The organism is Marinobacterium sp. xm-a-127 (assembly GCF_013283425.1).
Lineage (GTDB): Bacteria > Pseudomonadota > Gammaproteobacteria > Pseudomonadales > Balneatricaceae > Marinobacterium_E.
Genome location: NZ_WBYH01000003.1, coordinates 230,431 through 249,174, shown reverse-complemented (window position 1 = coordinate 249,174; position 18,744 = coordinate 230,431). Strand labels below are relative to the sequence as shown.

Sequence of the window (18,744 nt, the reverse complement as noted above, 5' to 3'; positions counted from 1 at the left end):
CATAATGCGAAAGAACCGCTTTTGAATCAAGGCATAATCAGGCAAAGTCACAGGATGTAATCCTAGGTGAACAACCATCGGTTCCCTTATGATGGCTAAGCTTGCAAATAAATAGAGATCAACCGATTAGATGCCTACTTCACAACTGCTCAATCTTTTCACACTGTCGCTGCTTTGGGGTGGCTCGTTTCTATTTATCGGTATTGCCGTTCAAGAGATAGATCCCCTTCTACTGGTTTTTTTAAGGGTGATGATTGCAGCACTGGTGATGTTAAGCCTGCTGCCTCTTTTCAAAGTTCCGCTTCCTAAAGATGTTGATACCTGGAAGAAATTTTTTGTTATGGGGCTGCTCAATAACGTCATCCCCTTTACCTTCATCTTTTATGCACAAACTCTGATCAGTGTCTCATTGGCCTCCATCATCAACGCCATGACACCGATCTGCACCTTTATTGTGTTAGCCCTATTTAAAGAGGAGTTACTCAAACCCAATAAAGTCATTGGCAGTCTGTTGGGCGTATTGGGAGTCGCGCTGCTAAGCGGCCTAACCCAATTGGCTCTACACACCGATCCTTTGGGAGTTCTGCTAAGCTTTTTAGCGACCGTAAGTTATGGTTTTTCAGGATTATGGGCGAAACGACACCTCGCCGGACGCAACTCGATCCAGTCTGCGACATGCCAGCTTAGCGCCTCAAGCCTTATTATGATTCCAGTACTGATACTGACCTCAACCGAATTACCCGACACCCTGCCCTCTTTCAGCTCGACCGCTTCAATATTAGCGCTGGCGGTGGCCTCAACATCCTTTGCTTACATACTCTTTTTTGAGTTAATCAGTAAAGCAGGTGCCGCTAACGCCATGCTGGTCACCCTTCTGGTTCCTATTAGCGGCACTCTGCTAGGTATCAGTGTTCTTAATGAGACCATTACACTGATTCAAGTGACGGGAGGTTTGTTCATTGGTTTCGGACTGCTTGTTATCGATGGGCGTATATTTTCTCTACTACAAAAGAAGTAAAACAACTCAGGATCTATAGACTATAGTTAACGAATGAGAAACTGATGTTTATTGAGACAGCGCGTTGATTCGAAACTCCATTAAAACTAAGACGATCCTAGGGGTAGCTGCTATCGAAGCGGTCCTTCTGATCACGCTGATCGTTATGATGCTCGGTTTTATTCGTGATACGAACTTCAACGAGATGGATAAGCGCGCAAACGCAACCGCAAAACTCTTTGCTATTACCGTTAAAGACGCTGTTTTAGCTTACGATCTAGCCTCTCTGAATGCGTTTGTCGATGAGGTCATGAAAAGTGACGACATTCTCTACGCGCGTGTTCTCGATCAACAGGGTCGCACCTTAACTCAGTCCGACACCATCTCTCCGGGTGACGTAGACCTTAAAGCGTCAGAGGTTGATGACGGTATCTTTGATGCAAAAGCGGTCATCGAGGTCGACGGCGATCAGTACGGCATGGTTGAGGTCGGGTTTAGTATCCACCCTATACTCAACAGGATTGAAGAGGCTAAACGTTGGAGTTACGCCATCGCCGCATTAGAGATGGTGTTAGTGGCAATCTTCTCTTTTGTATTGGGACGCTATCTTATTAATAAGCTCTCCCTTCTTCGTGATGCTGCAGAGACCATTAGCCAAGGCGAACTAAAGACTCAAATCGAGGTTAAAGGAAACGACGAAATCGATGTCGTGGCAACCGCTTTTAACCGAATGAGCTCCACCCTCAAAGCGACACGCGAACAGGAAAAGACCCTAGAGCAGCAGCTGCGTAATTTAAATGAAGAGCTAGAAAACAAAGTTGAACAGCGTACTCTAGCGCTATCAGAGAAAAACCATCTGCTTGAATTAGCCAATCATGAAATCAAGGCCGCACAAGCCAAACTTATTGCTGCTGAAAAACAGGCCTCACTGGGAATTCTAGCGTCAGGCATTGCGCATGAGGTGAATAACCCGCTTTCGATTGTCCGTTCTAACATCGACACCCTGCGCGATTACATAGAGCAGTGTGTGAGCGCGATAGAGCAGATAAAAAAAGAGTCGATCAATCCTGAACAGCTCAATCCAATCTTAGAAAGAGCTGATTTTGATTACCTCTCATCAGATTATCCGTCACTGATAGATGAGTCCGAAGCGGCTATTTTGCGGGTAACACTGATCATCTCGCAACTTCGTAATCTGGAGTTAAACAGAGAGGAGTCAGAGTTAGAGTTGGTCAACCTACGAAGCCTAGTTGAACAAAGCGCTGAACAAGCTGTACAGCAGTTACCTGATCGCGCTGCAGGTAATTGTCAGATACTGATTCAACTGCCCGACTCTCTATTTGTTCGAGCGAAGGCACGCTTAGCAATCGATGCAATATCTGGCGTAGTTACCAATGCGATACAGGCTGTTCCTCATGAAAAAGAGGCTCTGGTCAACATTCAATGTGAAAGAGAAGGATCAGAACTTAAACTGACGATCGAAGATAATGGTTTGGGTATAGAGACCAAAGACATCAACAACATCTTTGACCCCTTCTTTACCACACGCGAGATTGGGGCTGGAACGGGTTTAGGGCTATTTAAAGTGCAAACCCTGATGAAAAGTATGGATGGTGATATTGAGCTGGTTAGAGCGAAACCGAGCGCGCTTTTCCAGCTCAGGTTTCGCTTGGATTAAGTTCGCGGCCTTTTTAAGACCGCTCCAACAGTTCGAAATCTTTTCTTAAGTTCGCGGCCTTTTTAAGACCGCTCCAACAGTTCGAAATCTTTTCTTAAGTTCGCGGCCTTTTTAAGACCGCTCCAATAGTTCGAAATCTTTTCTTAAGTTCGCGGCCTTCTTAAGACCGCTCCAACGGTTCGAGATCTTTTTATGTTGGAGCGGTCTTGAAAAGGCCGCGATCGATCAATCCAACAGACTATCCAACAGCGTTAGCTTCAGCGCTCGTACATCATCCCAGTCACTGTCATTTGCGGCTCTAAGAGATTGAATACCCAAGCCTGATAACGCAGCTTTACCCTCTTCAGAATTACTCATATCAGCCAATACCGCTGAAACTTTCTTAGCTATATCGGCATCGACTCTTGGGTGGTTAGCAAAGGCATGGGGGGTGTACTCTTCGGTTTTCCAAAGCACTTTTAATTGGCTCTTAATATCATCTTTGGAGTTATTAAACGTGCGTCCTATTCCGCCTCCAGCCAAGAAAAACTCACGGGACACACCCAAATAAACCGAGTCATGCGAACTGACATAACGGGGAGTGATAGTAATACCCATTTTTGCCAACTCCCCACGTGGAACCAACGAAGCCGCAAAGGCTGCTGGCGAAGGGAACGCGACCTCCTTACCCTCTAACTGGCTTAACTCAGTAATGGAGCTGTCGTTACGCGTTACAAGAAGACCCTGAATTTTCTTATCCGCTCGATGCGCAAGCGCAGTGTAACCCATGTGTTCATTAAAGAAGGTGAAGTGGTAGGGGTTCATGTAAGCAAAGTCATACACACCATCCATTAAACGCTGCTCAAAGGTAGGAATGTCGGTAGCGGTGGCAAACTGAAACTGCACGCCCGTTTTATCTTCTAAATGCTTAAGAACAGGCCCCCAGACTTTAGCTAACTTGGTTGCTGACTGCTGAGGGACAACACCAAAGGTGAACGTCTCTGCCCAAGCTTGACCACTAATCGCCGTCGCCAAAACGCCAACTGACACAAAACGCTTTAATAACTTATTCATCACTCACTCCTCTTAACTATTAACGATTTTGACAGATTGAGAGTGCAAAAACGCCTCAATGCTGTCGATTTTTAACGGTTTTGCCAACACAAGATCTGCACCCGCTTTTAATAGCTGATCTCGCTCCCCCCCGATGGTTGCCGCTGTTACACCGATAATGGGTGTATCAACATCCATAGACCTTAGGGTTTTAATCATCTCTGCCCCATCCATGACCGGCATCATCAGGTCAGACAGCATAAGATCAAAGGTTTGTAATTTAGCTTTTTGAAGACCCTCATCCCCGTTAGAGGCGGTCACAACCGATGCGCCTTTTGATTCCAGCATCTTTTTGGTTAACAGTTGTATTGTTAGGTTATCCTCAACGACCAAAACGGATAATCCTTCTAACACTGAGAGTTCCATCTGAGGTAACTCAGATGTTGGCAAAGAACTCTTAGCCTCTTCAATCGCCAATGAGAGTGTAAAGGTAAAACGGCTACCCGTTTTCCCGTCACTCTCTAACACCAACTCCCCGCCCATATTAGTCACCAACTCCTTACAGACACTGAGTCCAATACCGGTCCCCTCAGTCTGGCTATCACCTCTAGTAAAGCTCTCAAACACCCGAGCCTGAAGCTCTGGCTTAATGCACTTACCATCATCGGTAATAGAGACTTCAAGATGTGCAGAGTTTGGGTTAATGCGTTGCAGATCGGCCGAGATAGATAAGGTTTTACACTGGCTGTGAATGATGGCGTTTCGCATTAGATTTGAGACGATTTGACGCAGCGCCTTCTCTGATGTTTTAACCTGCGTCCCGGTAATCGCTATCTCATCGACTAAACGAATTCCATGTGCATAGGCTTGCTGTCGATAGCTGGTAATAAGACCACTGAATAGCTCAGCCAAATCGACTGAATCGACGTTCATATCACGACCAGAACCCGCTCGTGCGACCAAGCTCATATCATCAATAAGCGATAGAGTATGATCAACATTCGAGCGGATGAGATTGAGATTAATGGATTCTCTATTTTCTAACTCCATCATGATGATCGATATGGGCGTGCGGATCTCATGACCTAAAATGGCGAACACATCGGCTTCACGCTGTTTAGATTCTTCCGATAATCTAAGTGCCTGCTGAAGTTCTTTGGTTTTACTTTCGACTTGCTGAGCTAAGTTTTCCTGACTTTTCGCCATGACTGATTGTGCTTCAACTAACTTCTTGCGCATCGCTTCAAGCAGACTAGCAAACTGCGAGATCTCATCATGGCCAATAACCTTAACCTCTGTGTTTAGGTCACCCTTAGCAATCGATTGGACACTTTTAGAGAGCTCTCGGATACGACAAGTCAGGTATCGACCAAGCAGGTATGAAAAGAAAGCTACTAACAGAAGCCCGCCAATCGCGATTTGAAAACCTAACAGTTTGGCAAAATTGGAGTTATCGTCAACGATTGAGATGTCATAGGTAAACTCCACCCAGCCAAAGGATTGTTGATCAATAATAATAGGCATCTGAACATCGTATATGGATTCAAGCCCACTAAGCTCACTCTGTGTCTGGCTCGCCATGACTCGATCATTAGCTGCTATAACTGAAACGCCCAATACCGTTTCACGCTGCATGAATTGAGAAATGGCCGATTCTATCTCGGCAATATCAAAGCTGATGACCGCGTTGGTGATGGACGAGGCAAAGAGCTCTGATATGTCTCGTGCAGACTCTTCATAAAGCGCTTTATTCGTATCATGAACAATGGCTGACTCTGTCAGAATCAAGAAAGAGAAGGCGCAGATCTCGATTAATGCCACACCAATGATGGTTTTAGCACCAATACTTAACTTAGACACAAACTTAAACATACTGCTCTCTACAAATTTTCGTTAGTAAATTTAGAGCAAGTATCGTGCCAACTATTTAGACGTTGGAGTTTGTCTGAAAAGCTATCGCGGACTTTTTAAGACCGCGATAGAAATTGTTGGAGCGGTCTAGCAAAGGCCGCGATGATAAATGTAGTAATAGCCCAAAGGGCGAAGCGAAATAAGCGTTAAAACGAAGCTGACAGCGTATAGAAAAGGTAACCCGCATAACCTATATAGACGGCCACTAACAACCCACCCTCAATACGATTAATGCGACGACGCCCCAACACACCGTAACCCAGAACAAACAGGGACAGAGTTAACACGCCCATAATGGTCCAATCACGGTAGAGAGCTGCAGCTTCAATACCCAAAGGCTGAATAGCACCGGCTATACCAACAACGGCAAGAGTATTGAATAAGTTAGATCCAATGACGTTACCCAAGGCTAAATCATGCTCGTTCTTCTTCACCGCAATGATTGACGAAGCTAGCTCAGGCAGCGAAGTGCCTATCGCTACAATGGTCAATCCAATGATCAGATCACTGACACCCAAAGCCATCGCAATATCGACAGCGCCCCAGACCAACAGGCGTGAGCTACCAATCAGAATCACTAGGCCTAACACCAACCAGAAAAGCGCTCGACTTAACGGCAGGTAGTCGTCATCTTCAAACTCAGATTCAAAGTCCGCAGAGAGTGCATCGTTTTTGGCTCTCATGCTGGAGTAAATCGACCAGCCCATAATCAGCGCAAAGACAAACAACATCAGAAAAGCATCAAAACGAGTAATCTCTAAATCGTAGATCAACGCACCCACAAGTAGGGTTGCAAGGGCTAGTAGAGGAAGCTCCGTCTTAAGAATCTTGGATTTAACGCTGATAGGACTTAACAGCGCGGTAATCCCCAAAATTAACGCAATATTAGTGATGTTTGAGCCAAAGCCATTACCAATGGCTAAGCCGGGGTTACCTTGGGAAGCGGCTAAAGCAGAAACCACCATCTCAGGTGCAGAGGTACCAAACCCAATAATGACCATACCGATCAATAAGGTTGGCATACCCAAATGTTTAGCGGTAGCAGCCGCCCCATCGACAAAGCGATCGGCACTCCAAACCAATAACACAAGACCCGCAACCACAGCCAAGATAGGCATCAACATCAATCAGTTCCTAATGAAAATATTAAATCTGTGTGTATTCTAAACGAAACCACCCACAGTAACAGCACAAGCCGCGATAAACCCTTGTGATTTAAACCATCTTTGCTAGAATCCGCGCTCGCGTTGAAGAGCACGCCTGAAGAGTGATGTGCCAATAAAAAGTTTAGGTCAGTTGTCCGAGTGGTCGACTAAAAATGCAAGGATAGCGTTTTTGAACGAACGAAGTCCGACCCCAAAGGGGTGAGCGTCAGGAGACGCGAATAACGAGCACGCCTGGAAAGTGTTGTGCCAAAATAAAGTTTAGGTTGAGTGTCCGAGTGGTCGAAGGAGCACGCCTGGAAAGTGTGTATACGGCAACGTATCGAGGGTTCGAATCCCTCCTCAACCGCCATCCAAAACAAAAAGCCTCGCACAAGCGGGTCTTTTTGCTTTGGGTTGTTTGGATAAGAACCCGACCAGAGGGTTCGACAAAAACGCAGGATAGCGTTTTTGAACAGCGAAGCTGGGCAGAGCCCGAGCGACAGGGATGTCGCGAGTTAATCCCTCCTCAACCGCCATCCAAATCAAAAAGCCTCGCACAAGCGGGGCTTTTTGTTGGAGCCTTATCGCAGATGAGGCGATTCGCATCATCGCGGCCTTTACCAGACCGCTCCAACAAAAGCGCAAGTACTATCGCGACCTTTACAAGACCGATCAATGCTAAGGACTAGCACATACTTTCTGTGGCTATCTCCATCTGCATTAGTGTTTCAACCAATGCTTCGGCTTTAAGTGGTTTGGAGAGCACCGCATCGGCACCCTCCTGCATCAACTGCTCTGTCTCTTCGCCAATCACCGCTGCAGTCACTGCAACAATCCGCGTCGTTGCACCGGTTGCCCGGATAGCGCGAGTCAATTCCTGGCCATCCATCTCGGGCATCATTAGGTCAGTAACCACCAGATCAAACTGCTCGGGATCAAAGGCATTCAGAGCCTCTCTGCCATTAACACAGGCCGTGACAATCGCCCCCTGCTTCGTAAGCATACGTTCGGTCAGCATACGCAGCGTATTGTCATCTTCAGCCAAGAGCACACGCATGCCCTCTAAGTTAATCGGTGTAGGTTCTGGTGAGATCTCATTCACCGCCTCAATCTCTTCACCCAGCGCGAAGTTGAGTGTGAAGCAGGCGCCGCCCAATGGGCTTTGGCTATAACGAATCTGGCCACCAAGGCGTTCGGCTAACTGCTTGATGATGTAGAGTCCCAGCCCCGAGCCGTCTTGGGTGGTATCACCACGCGAGAACGCCTCAAAAAGCTGCTCGACTTTCTCCGCAGGAATACCCTTACCGTCATCCTCCACCCTCAAACAGCCTTGAGGGCCCCCATTGGCATAGGAGATCTCAAAGCCCACATCTATTCGGCTGCCACCCGAGTGAATCGCAGCGTTCTTAACTAGGTTTGTCACAATCTGGCGCAGCGACTGCGCATGCAGCAGGTAGGTTGCAGCTGAACATTGTACCCCATCAGTAGAGAGCGACAGACCTCTCTCGGTAATGATGCCCTTAAGGCTGTTAAGTGCCCGACACACCAGTTTGGTAGGGTTCTCCGCAACTGCTTTCGACTCTAGCGCACGTTCCGGTGAGATCACCACACGCATATCTTCTAGCACATTGAGCAGACTCTCTGAGATCTCAGCGATCTGCTGGGTACGCTCGCGATCGTTTATCTGCTCATCTTCAGTCAGCATCTTAATGGTGGAGACCGGGGTACGCAGCTCGTGCCCAACAATCGCAAACAGCTCTTTCTGTTTGGCGAGGGTTGACTGCAGCTCCGCCTGAGTCTGCATCAACTCGTGAATATTCGAGTTGAGGAAGTCCACTCCAACCAAGTTCTGCTGCTCGTCAAAGTTGGGCCAGTACTGCAGCCGCTGCCATTGCCCGCGCAGAGCGCCAGTAACCGCCTGGGTAACCGTTTGGTACGGAGCTTGAGTTTCGATAACCTGCCGCACACCCTCCTGATGCAGCTTGGCAAACTTGGTTGAGGTGTGCTCGCCAAACTTATCAAAGGGGATAGATCCGCCCTCAGGCAATCCCCAACGCTCGGCAAAGGAGCGGTTGTAGCTCAGCAGATTGGTGTTGAGGTCTAGGCGCCAGAAGAAGGTACCGGCCTGATCAGACAGGCTCTCAAACTTCTCGATTTCAGCCTCAACGGCTTGATTACTCTCAACCAATTGCGTTACGTCTAGTGAGGTACCGATGAACAGCTTACGACCATCAACCTCAAGCAACTTCCCGTATAACTGAATCCAGATGGTGGCGCCGATATCCTCACGAATGAACGGATGGCGTGTTTGCAATACAAACTCTGGGTCAACCATCGCAGACTCAATAGACGTTTGCATATCCTCGGCAACCCAGGCGTGCCACTCCTCAGGCACCGCTGCAAAAAGCTCCTCTGCTGGATACCACTCCCCAGCCTGCCAACCCTTACCGTGCCAAGCGGCAAAGGTCTCATCGGGGCGGATCAGCTGTCGTTCAAGATCAAACTCCCACTTGTAGCCGTAGCCGATCTCGCTTGCTAGGCGTTCGCGCTGCAGTTCAACCTTGGCTTCTTTTAGCAGCGCCTCGGTGCGATCCATGCCGCGCAAACGGTAGGCCAGAACACCGCTAAGGACGACACCTTCAAACAGGTTTGCGTAGGAGACGATATGTTCAAATTCGCTCCCAACCCAACCGTTTAAATTAGCAACGTAAAAAAGCGAACAGGTTGCGTAGACACCCCAACCCAACAGCACATATTTTGCCAGCGGATTTCTTTGCAACAGCGCATTGATGACAAGGTAGATGATTACTAAGAAGACAATAGGCCCCGCCCAGTCGGCGTAAGACTTTATCAGTGCGGCCGGCTCTAAAATCAGATGTCCTGCAAGGATTGCGTAGCCGAGCATCAGCAATCGCTTCGTTGTCTTGGTCTGGTTATCCTTGAACAACAGCGATAAAAACAGATAAGCAAAGGCGTAGAGCGCCACACCGGAGTAGGCCTCTAGTGCAACGGAATTTACACTAATACCCAGGATTTCATAAAGGCGAAAGTACGATAGTGTCACGGACGCAGAACAGAGCAGAAAACCGCTATAGGCGAAATAGAGCAATCCTCCATGCGATACCGCGAGAATGAGGTTATAAAGCACCAGTACAACCAAGCCACCGAAGAGAAGCAACCCAACGGTTGACTCTTTGTGATCTGAAAAGTAACCCTGATTAAGATCAGTCACCTGGTAACCCAGATCGACCTTGAAGTTACTCTCAATTCTGTACAGCAGCTCGGCCGAAGACTGACCATCTAACTCTATCGGGAAGCTGGTTTTGGTAAGTGTCGAAGCTCGCGACGCCATAGACACCGAAAAACCGTTGCTACGCAGTCGTGTGCCAGCCTCAGTCACCAGATACTCCTCAACCAGGGGCAGGCGCAGGGAGTCGAACTGTACCACCTGCGTTGTTGGAGCGGATGAGTAGTTGTTGACGCTCAGCTTAATCCAGAATACCGAGTCGCTGAACCCACGCGAGGTGTCGATGGTCTGCTCAAACCAATGTGGATTGGCCATCACCTCATCGTAGGTTTTAGTCCCTGTGGTATCTTCAAACAGCCATATTTCATCATTAGCAGTGGCATTTGAACTTCCAATGAGCATTAGAGAAATTAGCTGTAAAAATAGAGTGATTGCACGAAACATATTGATACTCGGTTTCTTAAATATAGAGTTTATGAAGCAAGTATCGTGCCAATTTTGATCGCTTCGCCCTTCGGGCTAGCTCCTACCTCATGCGACTTGTTGGAGCCTTATCGAAGATGAGGCGATTGGGATCATCGCGACCTTTCAAGATCGCTCCAACAAAAAGGTTTATTCCAACAAAAAAGGCTCCCTAGGGAGCCTTCATTCAACGTCATTCTTTACAGTTGAACGTTGTGGTAAACGTGCTGAACATCATCAAGATCTTCTAGCATGCCTAAGAACTTATCAAACAACACCTGATCTTCTTCGCTGATCTCTGTGTAGCTGTTAGGTACCCACTGGATCTCTTCTACTTCAAGATCCGTAATGCCCATCTCAGTTAGAGCTGTTTTAGCTTTAAAGTAGTCGGTAGGAGCAACAAAGGCGGTTAGCAACCCCTCTTCGTTCTCAAGATCGGTTACATCAACGTCGGCTTCCATCAGCGCTTCAAGCACAGCGTCTTCATCATCGTGTTTGAATACAAATACCGCAGCGTGTTCAAACATGTGCGCTACGGCACCTTGGTTACCGATTTTACACTTAGTCTTAGTAAAGGCTTGACGAACATCACCAAAGGTACGGTTCGGGTTGTCAGTTAGACACTCAATGATCGCCATTGAGCCGCCTGGGCCGTAACCTTCATATCGAGCAGGTGCGAAGTCTTCACCGCCACCACCTTGCGCTTTATCGATCGCTTTATCGATAACGTGCGCAGGTACCTGATCTTTTTTAGCACGATCAAGCAAGCTACGCAGAGACAGGTTAGCATTGGGATCCGAACCACCGGATTTGGCACTCATGTAAATTTCACGGCTGTAACGACTGTAGACCTTAGCATTCTGGTCAGAAGTTTTAGCAATCGAGGCTTTTCGGTTTTGATACGCACGACCCATCGGGAAGTCACTCCAGTAGTTCAAAAAAGAGGCGACAGTTTAATCCCCTAGCGCCCTTCAGACAATCCTAAAAAGCGCTGTTCACTGGAAAAGCATTGTGCTATCGTACTAGTACATGAATACATCTAGCCATTTTGATCAACTCATTACTCACCTCTTCTCTTGTCAAAGCGAAGAGACACTTTCCGTTGCGCTGCAGGAACTGTTAACACCCAGTGAAGTCACAGAGATCAGTAAACGATTACAGATCTTCCGACTTTTAGAGGATGGTGTTCCCCAACGCGAAATTGCGAAACAGCTAGGTGTAGGTATAGCGACTGTGACGCGCGGTTCGCGCGCATTGAAAGCCAAAGAAGGTAACGAATGATTAACCGTAAACCGGCCAAAATTGAGCTTCCCCGAAAACCTCAATACGTCAAAATGGCGGCCGACATCGATTTTTTCCAACTGTTTAAGAAGATCGAAAAGCGCTTTGATAACTGCGTGATGCTCGAATCTTTGGGTGAAGAGAGTTACATCTCACGCCACTCCATCATCGGTTTTGATCCTGAGCAGATTTTGTGGGCCGACGAAGGTTATCTTCATATCGAGGATCGCCAGGGCAACCGCGAGTCTTACGCCAGTGAAAACCCATATTACCTTCTACGTGAGATCGTTCCTCAAAACATCATCTCGCGAAAATATGCGGGTGGTTTGACCGGCTATATCGGTTACGACTGTATGAACTACTTTGAACCCTCACTGAACCTACAACACAGTGAGATGTTCGATATCTTCCGTTTTGGTGTTTTTAAAGACGGTCTAATTCTCGACAAAATGACCGGTGAAGTTTTCTACTTCTACTACACTGATAGCCGCATTGAGTTGGTCGATGAGATTCTCGCTTCCGACTGCCCTGCCAATGGCCCGCTGAAGATCTACAACCTCGGCGATACCATGACCCAACAAGATCATGCTGATGCTGTTATGAAGGTTAAACAGGACATCATTGAGGGTAAGATTTTCCAGACGGAAGTGGGCTTTAAAAAGCGTTTCCGCCTCGAGGGTGACACCATCAACATTTACGAACAATTGCGCGAAGTGAACCCATCGCCGCAGATGTACTACGTAAAGTTTGGTGAGCAGAAGCTAATTGGCGCAAGCCCCGAACTACTCTTCCGCTTACGTCAGGGTGAGATGGAGACCTTCCCACTGGCCGGCACAACAAAACGTGGCGCCGATGCCGTTGAAGATCAGCAGTTAGCTCGCGCCCTACTCAACGATCCTAAAGAGATTGCCGAGCACAATATGATCGTCGATCTACATCGAAACGACATCGGTCGAGTGGCACGCTTTGGTACGGTTAAAGTGCGTAACCTTATGGACATCAAACGATTCAGTCATGTCCAACACATCTCAAGTGAGATTGTCGGCATTATCTCTGATGAGCATGACATGTTCTCTGCTTTGGCCAGCAACTTCCCTGCCGGCACACTGACAGGCGCGCCTAAAATTGAGGCGATGACGATCATTGATGAGTTGGAAGCAGATGGCCGGGGCCCTTATGGAGGTGCAGTCGGTCACTTCTCCTTCAATGGTGATTGTACCTTTGCCATTCCGATTCGCACGGTATTTGCCAACGGTGAACAGGCGTATGTGCAGACCTGTGGTGGTAATGTCTACGACTCTAATCCGGAAGATGAGTACGAAGAGATTCGTCGCAAGTTTGCCGGTACTAAAAAAGTACTGGATCAATTTATGGTGGAGGAACAGGCGTGACCGACTCAACAACCATGAAGGTTTACATCATCGATAACTATGACTCCTTCACCTACAACCTCTACCAGTTCATTGGCGAGATTCTTGAAGCTGAGCACCTCGCCGGCCACTTGGATAATTTTGAGATCATTGTAAAACGCAACGATGAGGTCGATGTTGAGGCTGTTCGCCAGGCCAACTCAGATAGAATCATTATCTCGCCCGGCCCTGGCTCACCGGATGACCCTAAATATTTTGGCGTCTGTGCTGATGTGATAACCAGCCTAGGCAAAGAGACGCCATTAATGGGCGTCTGTTTAGGTATGCAAGGCATAGTCCACTGTTTTGGTGGAAAGGTGGTGAAAGCCCCACTGCCGATGCACGGCAAGATCAGTCCGATCACCCACAACGCCGAGGGTGTATTCAAAAATATCCCCGATCAACTTGAGGTGATGCGCTACCACTCTCTCATTGCAGAGTCGGAATCGATTCCAGACTGTTTAGAGGTCACTGCAGCTGTCGGTGAGCTACAGCAGAACGACCTGACCAACATCGATCGAATCCGCCAAGGCGGTGCCTTTGAGATTATGGGTGTTAAGCACAAAGAGTATCCAATACACGGCATTCAATTCCACCCAGAGTCCTTTGCGACCGAAGGCGGTAAAGAGCTGATTCGAAATTTTTTGTTTGTGGAGTGATCTTGTTGGAGCCTTATCGTAGATGAGGCGATTTATAATCGCGGCCTTTTCAAGACCGCTCCAACATTCAAACCGCTCCAACGCTCCAAAAAAAAAGGGGTCTGACCTTTGGTCTGACCCCTTTTTGTTAATACAAAATAACCTACTCTGCGTAGTCACTCACCGGTGGACAGGTGCAGACGAAGTTTCGATCGCCGTAGACGTTGTCGATACGGTTAACCGTTGGCCAGAACTTCGCTTGGCGAACCGCACTGACTGGGAACACAGCCTGCTCTTTTGAGTAGCTGCGGGTCCACTCTGCATCCACCAGATCTTCCAGGGTGTGCGGTGCATGTCTAAGAACAGAATCTTCCGCAGCGACTTCACCTCGCTCAACCGCCGCAATCTCTTCACGAATCTTAATCATCGCTTCAATGAAACGATCAAGTTCCTGAATAGATTCTGATTCAGTTGGTTCCACCATTAGCGTGCCCGGCACAGGGAAGGACATGGTCGGCGCGTGGAAACCATAGTCCATCAAACGTTTAGCAATGTCCTCCTCTGTTATGTCAGAGATCTCTTTCAGAGGACGAATGTCGATAATACATTCGTGTGCGACAAAGCCATTCGTGCCGCGGTAAAGAATCGAATAGTGATTCTCAAGACGCTTAGCAATGTAGTTCGCATTTAGAATCGCCAGTTCGGTCGATTCGCGCAGACCACGATCACCCAACATACGGATGTACATCCAGGTAATCGGAAGAATAGAGGCCGAACCGTAAGGTGCTGCTGCTACGGCTCCGTTACTGCCATTACCGGGCACAGGCGAAACTGTGTGGCTAGCAAGGAATGGCGCTAAGTGTGCTTTCACACCAATAGGCCCCATACCTGGACCACCACCACCGTGAGGGATAGCAAAGGTTTTGTGCAGGTTAAGGTGTGATACGTCAGCACCAATCGTACCTGGCTTACACAGGCCTACCTGCGCATTCAAGTTAGCACCGTCCATGTAGACCTGACCACCATGCTGGTGAATCAGTTCACAGATTTCACCCACAGCCTCTTCAAAGACACCGTGCGTCGATGGGTAGGTAATCATCAGTGTCGACAGGTTGTCGCTGTGCTGTTCCGCTTTGGCTTTCAAGTCAGCCACATCCACGTTACCCACTTCATCGCAGGCAACCACAACCACTTTCATATCCATCATTGCGGCTGAAGCAGGGTTGGTACCGTGCGCCGACGATGGAATCAAACAGACATTACGGTGACCTTCACCGATAGACTCTTGGTACTTACGAATCGCTAACAGACCAGCGTACTCACCCGAAGCCCCTGAGTTTGGCTGCATAGAGATCGCATCGTAGCCGGTGATATCAATCAACCAACGATCCAACTGTTCTAGCATTTCAGCGTAGCCCTGTGCCTGCTCTGCAGGAACGAACGGATGAACATTACCAATTTCTGGCCAAGTGACCGGCGCCATCTCCGAAGTCGCATTCAACTTCATCGTACATGAACCTAGCGGAATCATGCCGTGAACCAGAGAGTAATCTTTATTCTCTAGACGCTTCATGTAACGAAGGATATCGTGCTCAGCGTGGTATCGATTGAATACAGGATGTGTAAGAACCTCGTCTTCACGAACCAAATCAGTCGGTAATGAGAAGGACTCCTCAACATCGTCTAACTCTTCAACAGAGATGACCCTACCAGTAATGACACTGATCAGTTCGGCAACATCTTCAACGCTGTGCGTCTCATCGAAACTGATACCAAAGCGAGTATCAGACAGTTTACGAGGATTGATATTGGCATCCAGCGCGCGCTGATAGACCGACGCGTCAGCATCAAAACTCAAGGTATCAAAGAAGTGGGTATTGGTCGTTAAGCCAGCAGAGTTAAGCTGTTTCGCTGCAAGCTGAGCAAGGCGGTGAACGCGAGTGGCAATCTTTTTCAGACCGACTGGGCCATGGTAGATCGCATAAAACGCAGCCATATTGGCAAGCAGTGCCTGCGCTGTACAGATGTTAGAGGTCGCCTTCTCGCGACGAATGTGCTGTTCACGTGTCTGCATCGCCATGCGGTAGGCTTGGTTACCGCGAGAATCGATCGATACCCCAATAATACGACCAGGAACCGAGCGCTTAAGCTTTTCGCTGGTCGCGAAAAATGCAGCATGTGGACCACCAAAGCCCATCGGTACACCAAAACGTTGTGCTGAACCGAGTGCAACATCTGCACCGAGAGAGCCCGGTGATTTAAGCAACATTAATGCTAAAAGATCGGTTGCCACCGCAACCAGTGCACCCTGTGCCTTAGCATCTTCAACGACGCTGGCAAGATCGATGATCTCTCCTTCACTGCCTGGGTATTGAACCAGACAGCCGAAACAGTCGTGTGAAGAGAGGTTTGTGGCATCATCAACAACAACCTCAATACCAAAGTACTCGGCACGTGTTTGAATCACATCCAAGGTCTGTGGGTGTACCTGAGAATCGACAAAGAAGGTGTCTGATTTCTTACGATTAGATCGCTTAAGCAGAGTCATTGCCTCGGCTGCAGCGGTCGCTTCATCAAGCAACGACGCGTTTGCCAAGTCCATGCCGGTCAGATCCATGACCATCTGCTGGAAGTTGAGCAGTGACTCAAGACGGCCTTGTGAGATCTCAGGCTGGTAAGGGGTGTAGGCGGTGTACCAAGCGGGATTCTCCAGCACGTTACGCTGAATAACACCCGGTACCAAAGTGCCGTAGTAGCCCATACCGATAAAGTTTTTGTTCAGTTGGTTCTTAGCCGCGATCTGCTTAAGTTCTGACAGGGCTTCAACCTCTGTCACCGGATTACCAATCGAGAGCGCATCACTCAGCAAGATCGATTCAGGAACGGTTTTCTTAATCAAATCAGCTCGATCAGAGACATCCAGGGTGCTGCACATCTGTAATTGCTCAGCATCATTTGAGCCGAGGTGGCGCTGAATGAATTGATCAGAATCGCGAAGTTCTTGAAGCGTACTGTGAGAGTGAGGCATGAAGGGTTCCAACTAACAATTAGAAAGTTTCAATTAAGGCCAATATTCTACTCCTTCAGCCTATTTCATGACACTTTTTGATAGATTGATTGAAAATAAAAAGGCCAGTACACATTTCACAATGCGAACCGGCCTTATCAATTAACGGATTAAATCAGTTGTTAGCGTCACTAAGCCGCTAGTTGTACAGCGACCTCTGATCGGTTGATGGCCGAGATCAGTGCCTTTAGAGAAGCCCCTAAACTGTCTGTATCAAAGGCCATACCGACGACACGCTGACCATCAACATTGATTAAGAAGTAAGCTGCTGCCAATGCATCGGTGCCACTACCGACCGCATGTTCAGAGTAGTCGATGACGTTGACTGCCTGCCCAGTCAACGAGGCCCAACCATCAAGGAAAGAGGAGATTACCCCTTCCCCCTGACCGATCAGTTCACGATCTTGGCCGTTGATCGATACTGTCGCTTTGAACTGCTCGTTTTGCTGACGATCAATGGAGAAGCCTTGCAACGCTACTGGCTCAGCCGATTTAATAAAGTTCGCTTTAAGGATCTCAAAAATCGCATCACTGCCCATTTCCGAAGCACTCTCTTCTGAAGCTTTTTGAACCAGCGGAGCCAATTCAGTCTGCATCCAGCGCGGCAGAGTAATGCCATAATCACGTTCAAGTACAAAGGACATACCGCCCTTGCCTGATTGACTGTTAACGCGAATAACCGCTTGGTAATCACGGCCAATATCCTTTGGGTCGATTGGCAAGTAAGCCACCTGCCAGTGCTCATCCTCACCCTGTCGGTGCAAACATTTCTGTATAGCGTCCTGATGGCTACCCGAAAAGGCCGTGTAGACCAACTCTCCAATCCAAGGATGACGGGGACTAACCGGCAAGCGCGTACACTCAGTAAAGGTGGTAATAATCTCATCCGGATTAGACAGATCCATTTTAGGATCAACGCCTTGGCTGTATAAGTTCATCGCCATTGTGACCAAATCCATGTTACCGGTACGCTCGCCATTGCCTAGCAACGTCCCTTCCACACGATCAGCACCGGCCAAAACTGCCAGCTCAGCAGCCGCCACAGCACATCCTCGGTCATTATGAGTGTGAACTGAGATAATCGCGCCAGCACGATTCTTCATATGGGTACAGAAGTACTCAATCTGATCGGCAAAAATGTTGGGCGTCGACTCCTCTACCGTTGACGGTAGATTGATAATGCAGCGGTTCTCAGCCGTTGGCTGCCAAACATCCATTACCGCATCACAGACCTCGATCGCATAGTCGATCTCAGTTCCGGTAAAACTCTCTGGTGAATACTGGAAGGTCCAATCAACTTCTGGGTAATCTTTGGCACCCTCCATGACCCACCGCGCACCCTGTGTCGCAATCGCTTTGATACCCTCGCGATCCTGATTGAATACGCGCTCACGCTGAATCGTACTGGTTGAATTGTAGACGTGAACCACCGCACTTTTAACACCACGAAGCGCTTCATAGGTACGGTCGATCAGCTCTTTACGGGCCTGAACCAGTACCTGAATCGTCACGTCATCAGGAATCTCACCGTTGTCGATCAACCAGCGAACAAAATCGTAGTCCGGCTGACTCGCTGACGGGAAGCCCACCTCAATCTCTTTTAGACCAATCTTCACCAACAGACGCCATAGACGCTGCTTCTGTTCTACGGTCATCGGTTCAAGTAGCGCCTGATTACCGTCACGCAGATCCACCGACGCCCAAATCGGCGCGTGGGTGATTGTGTTGTTAGGCCAAGTACGATTCTCAATTTGAATCTGTGGAGCTGGCTGATAGCGGCGGTAATCGAAGTTAGACATACAATCCTCAACAGTGGCTTCGAGTTAATTCATTGCTGCACAGTTTACTGGGGTTACGGAGGTGAATGATTGCGAATT

At 48.2% G+C, this 18,744-nt stretch carries 12 protein-coding genes and 1 tRNA gene; 6 read left to right on the top strand and 7 right to left on the bottom strand.

The annotated features are described in order from the left end of the window. Nucleotides 1–130: 130 nt before the first annotated feature. Nucleotides 131–1,018 carry a DMT family transporter gene (locus XMA127_RS07135; RefSeq protein ID WP_173480991.1) on the top strand — a complete coding sequence of 296 codons (888 nt, stop codon included), beginning with the start codon at nt 131–133 and terminating at the stop codon, nt 1,016–1,018. 64 nt (nt 1,019–1,082) lie between these two features. Then, a complete protein-coding gene (locus XMA127_RS07130; protein WP_173483990.1) occupies nt 1,083–2,675 on the top strand; it encodes a sensor histidine kinase in 1,593 nt (530 codons plus the stop codon). Between the two features lie 225 nt (nt 2,676–2,900). Here the strand turns inward: XMA127_RS07130 and XMA127_RS07125 are convergent, their stop codons facing one another. The 3 genes from XMA127_RS07125 to XMA127_RS07115 form a co-directional block, all read right to left on the bottom strand. Then, complete coding sequence (locus XMA127_RS07125; RefSeq protein WP_173480993.1) at nt 2,901–3,728, bottom strand: PhnD/SsuA/transferrin family substrate-binding protein; 828 nt, start codon at nt 3,726–3,728, stop codon at nt 2,901–2,903. Between the two features lie 12 nt (nt 3,729–3,740). Continuing rightward, nucleotides 3,741–5,579, bottom strand: a complete 1,839-nt coding sequence (locus tag XMA127_RS07120; protein ID WP_173483991.1) for an ATP-binding protein — start codon at nt 5,577–5,579, stop codon at nt 3,741–3,743. A gap of 185 nt (nt 5,580–5,764) precedes the next feature. After that, nucleotides 5,765–6,742 (bottom strand): calcium/sodium antiporter, encoded by a 978-nt coding sequence (locus XMA127_RS07115; RefSeq protein WP_173483992.1) that lies wholly within the window; start codon nt 6,740–6,742, stop codon nt 5,765–5,767. Between the two features lie 303 nt (nt 6,743–7,045). Between XMA127_RS07115 and XMA127_RS07110 the strand changes: the two genes are divergently transcribed. After that, nucleotides 7,046–7,133 (top strand) — tRNA-Ser (locus tag XMA127_RS07110). A gap of 315 nt (nt 7,134–7,448) precedes the next feature. Here XMA127_RS07110 and XMA127_RS07105 read toward each other — a convergent pair. Continuing rightward, nucleotides 7,449–10,454, bottom strand: coding sequence for an ATP-binding protein (locus XMA127_RS07105; RefSeq protein WP_173483993.1), 3,006 nt, complete (start codon nt 10,452–10,454; stop codon nt 7,449–7,451). Nucleotides 10,455–10,672: 218 nt separating this feature from the next. Further along, on the bottom strand, nt 10,673–11,386 hold the full coding sequence (locus XMA127_RS07100) for a YebC/PmpR family DNA-binding transcriptional regulator (RefSeq protein ID WP_173483994.1): 714 nt from the start codon (nt 11,384–11,386) through the stop codon (nt 10,673–10,675). 115 nt (nt 11,387–11,501) lie between these two features. Here XMA127_RS07100 and XMA127_RS07095 point away from each other — a divergent pair, with 115 nt between their 5' ends. Genes XMA127_RS07095 through XMA127_RS07085 form a run of 3 tightly spaced genes read left to right on the top strand, consistent with a single transcriptional unit; the run spans nt 11,502 to nt 13,821 of the window. Further along, nucleotides 11,502–11,753 carry a Trp family transcriptional regulator gene (locus XMA127_RS07095; RefSeq protein WP_173481000.1) on the top strand — a complete coding sequence of 84 codons (252 nt, stop codon included), beginning with the start codon at nt 11,502–11,504 and terminating at the stop codon, nt 11,751–11,753. Beyond that, nucleotides 11,750–13,144, top strand: a complete 1,395-nt coding sequence (locus tag XMA127_RS07090; protein WP_173483775.1) for an anthranilate synthase component I family protein — start codon at nt 11,750–11,752, stop codon at nt 13,142–13,144. Before XMA127_RS07095 ends, XMA127_RS07090 begins: the two co-directional genes overlap by 4 nt. A gap of 14 nt (nt 13,145–13,158) precedes the next feature. Continuing rightward, nucleotides 13,159–13,821: an aminodeoxychorismate/anthranilate synthase component II gene (locus XMA127_RS07085; RefSeq protein WP_173484085.1), complete on the top strand. Its 663-nt coding sequence runs from the start codon at nt 13,159–13,161 to the stop codon at nt 13,819–13,821. Nucleotides 13,822–13,963: 142 nt separating this feature from the next. Here the strand turns inward: XMA127_RS07085 and gcvP are convergent, their stop codons facing one another. Further along, nucleotides 13,964–16,828, bottom strand: coding sequence for an aminomethyl-transferring glycine dehydrogenase (gene gcvP / locus XMA127_RS07080; protein WP_173499068.1), 2,865 nt, complete (start codon nt 16,826–16,828; stop codon nt 13,964–13,966). Between the two features lie 170 nt (nt 16,829–16,998). Next, nucleotides 16,999–18,666, bottom strand: coding sequence for a 2-isopropylmalate synthase (leuA, locus tag XMA127_RS07075; protein ID WP_173481003.1), 1,668 nt, complete (start codon nt 18,664–18,666; stop codon nt 16,999–17,001). Between the last annotated feature and the right edge of the window lie 78 nt (nt 18,667–18,744).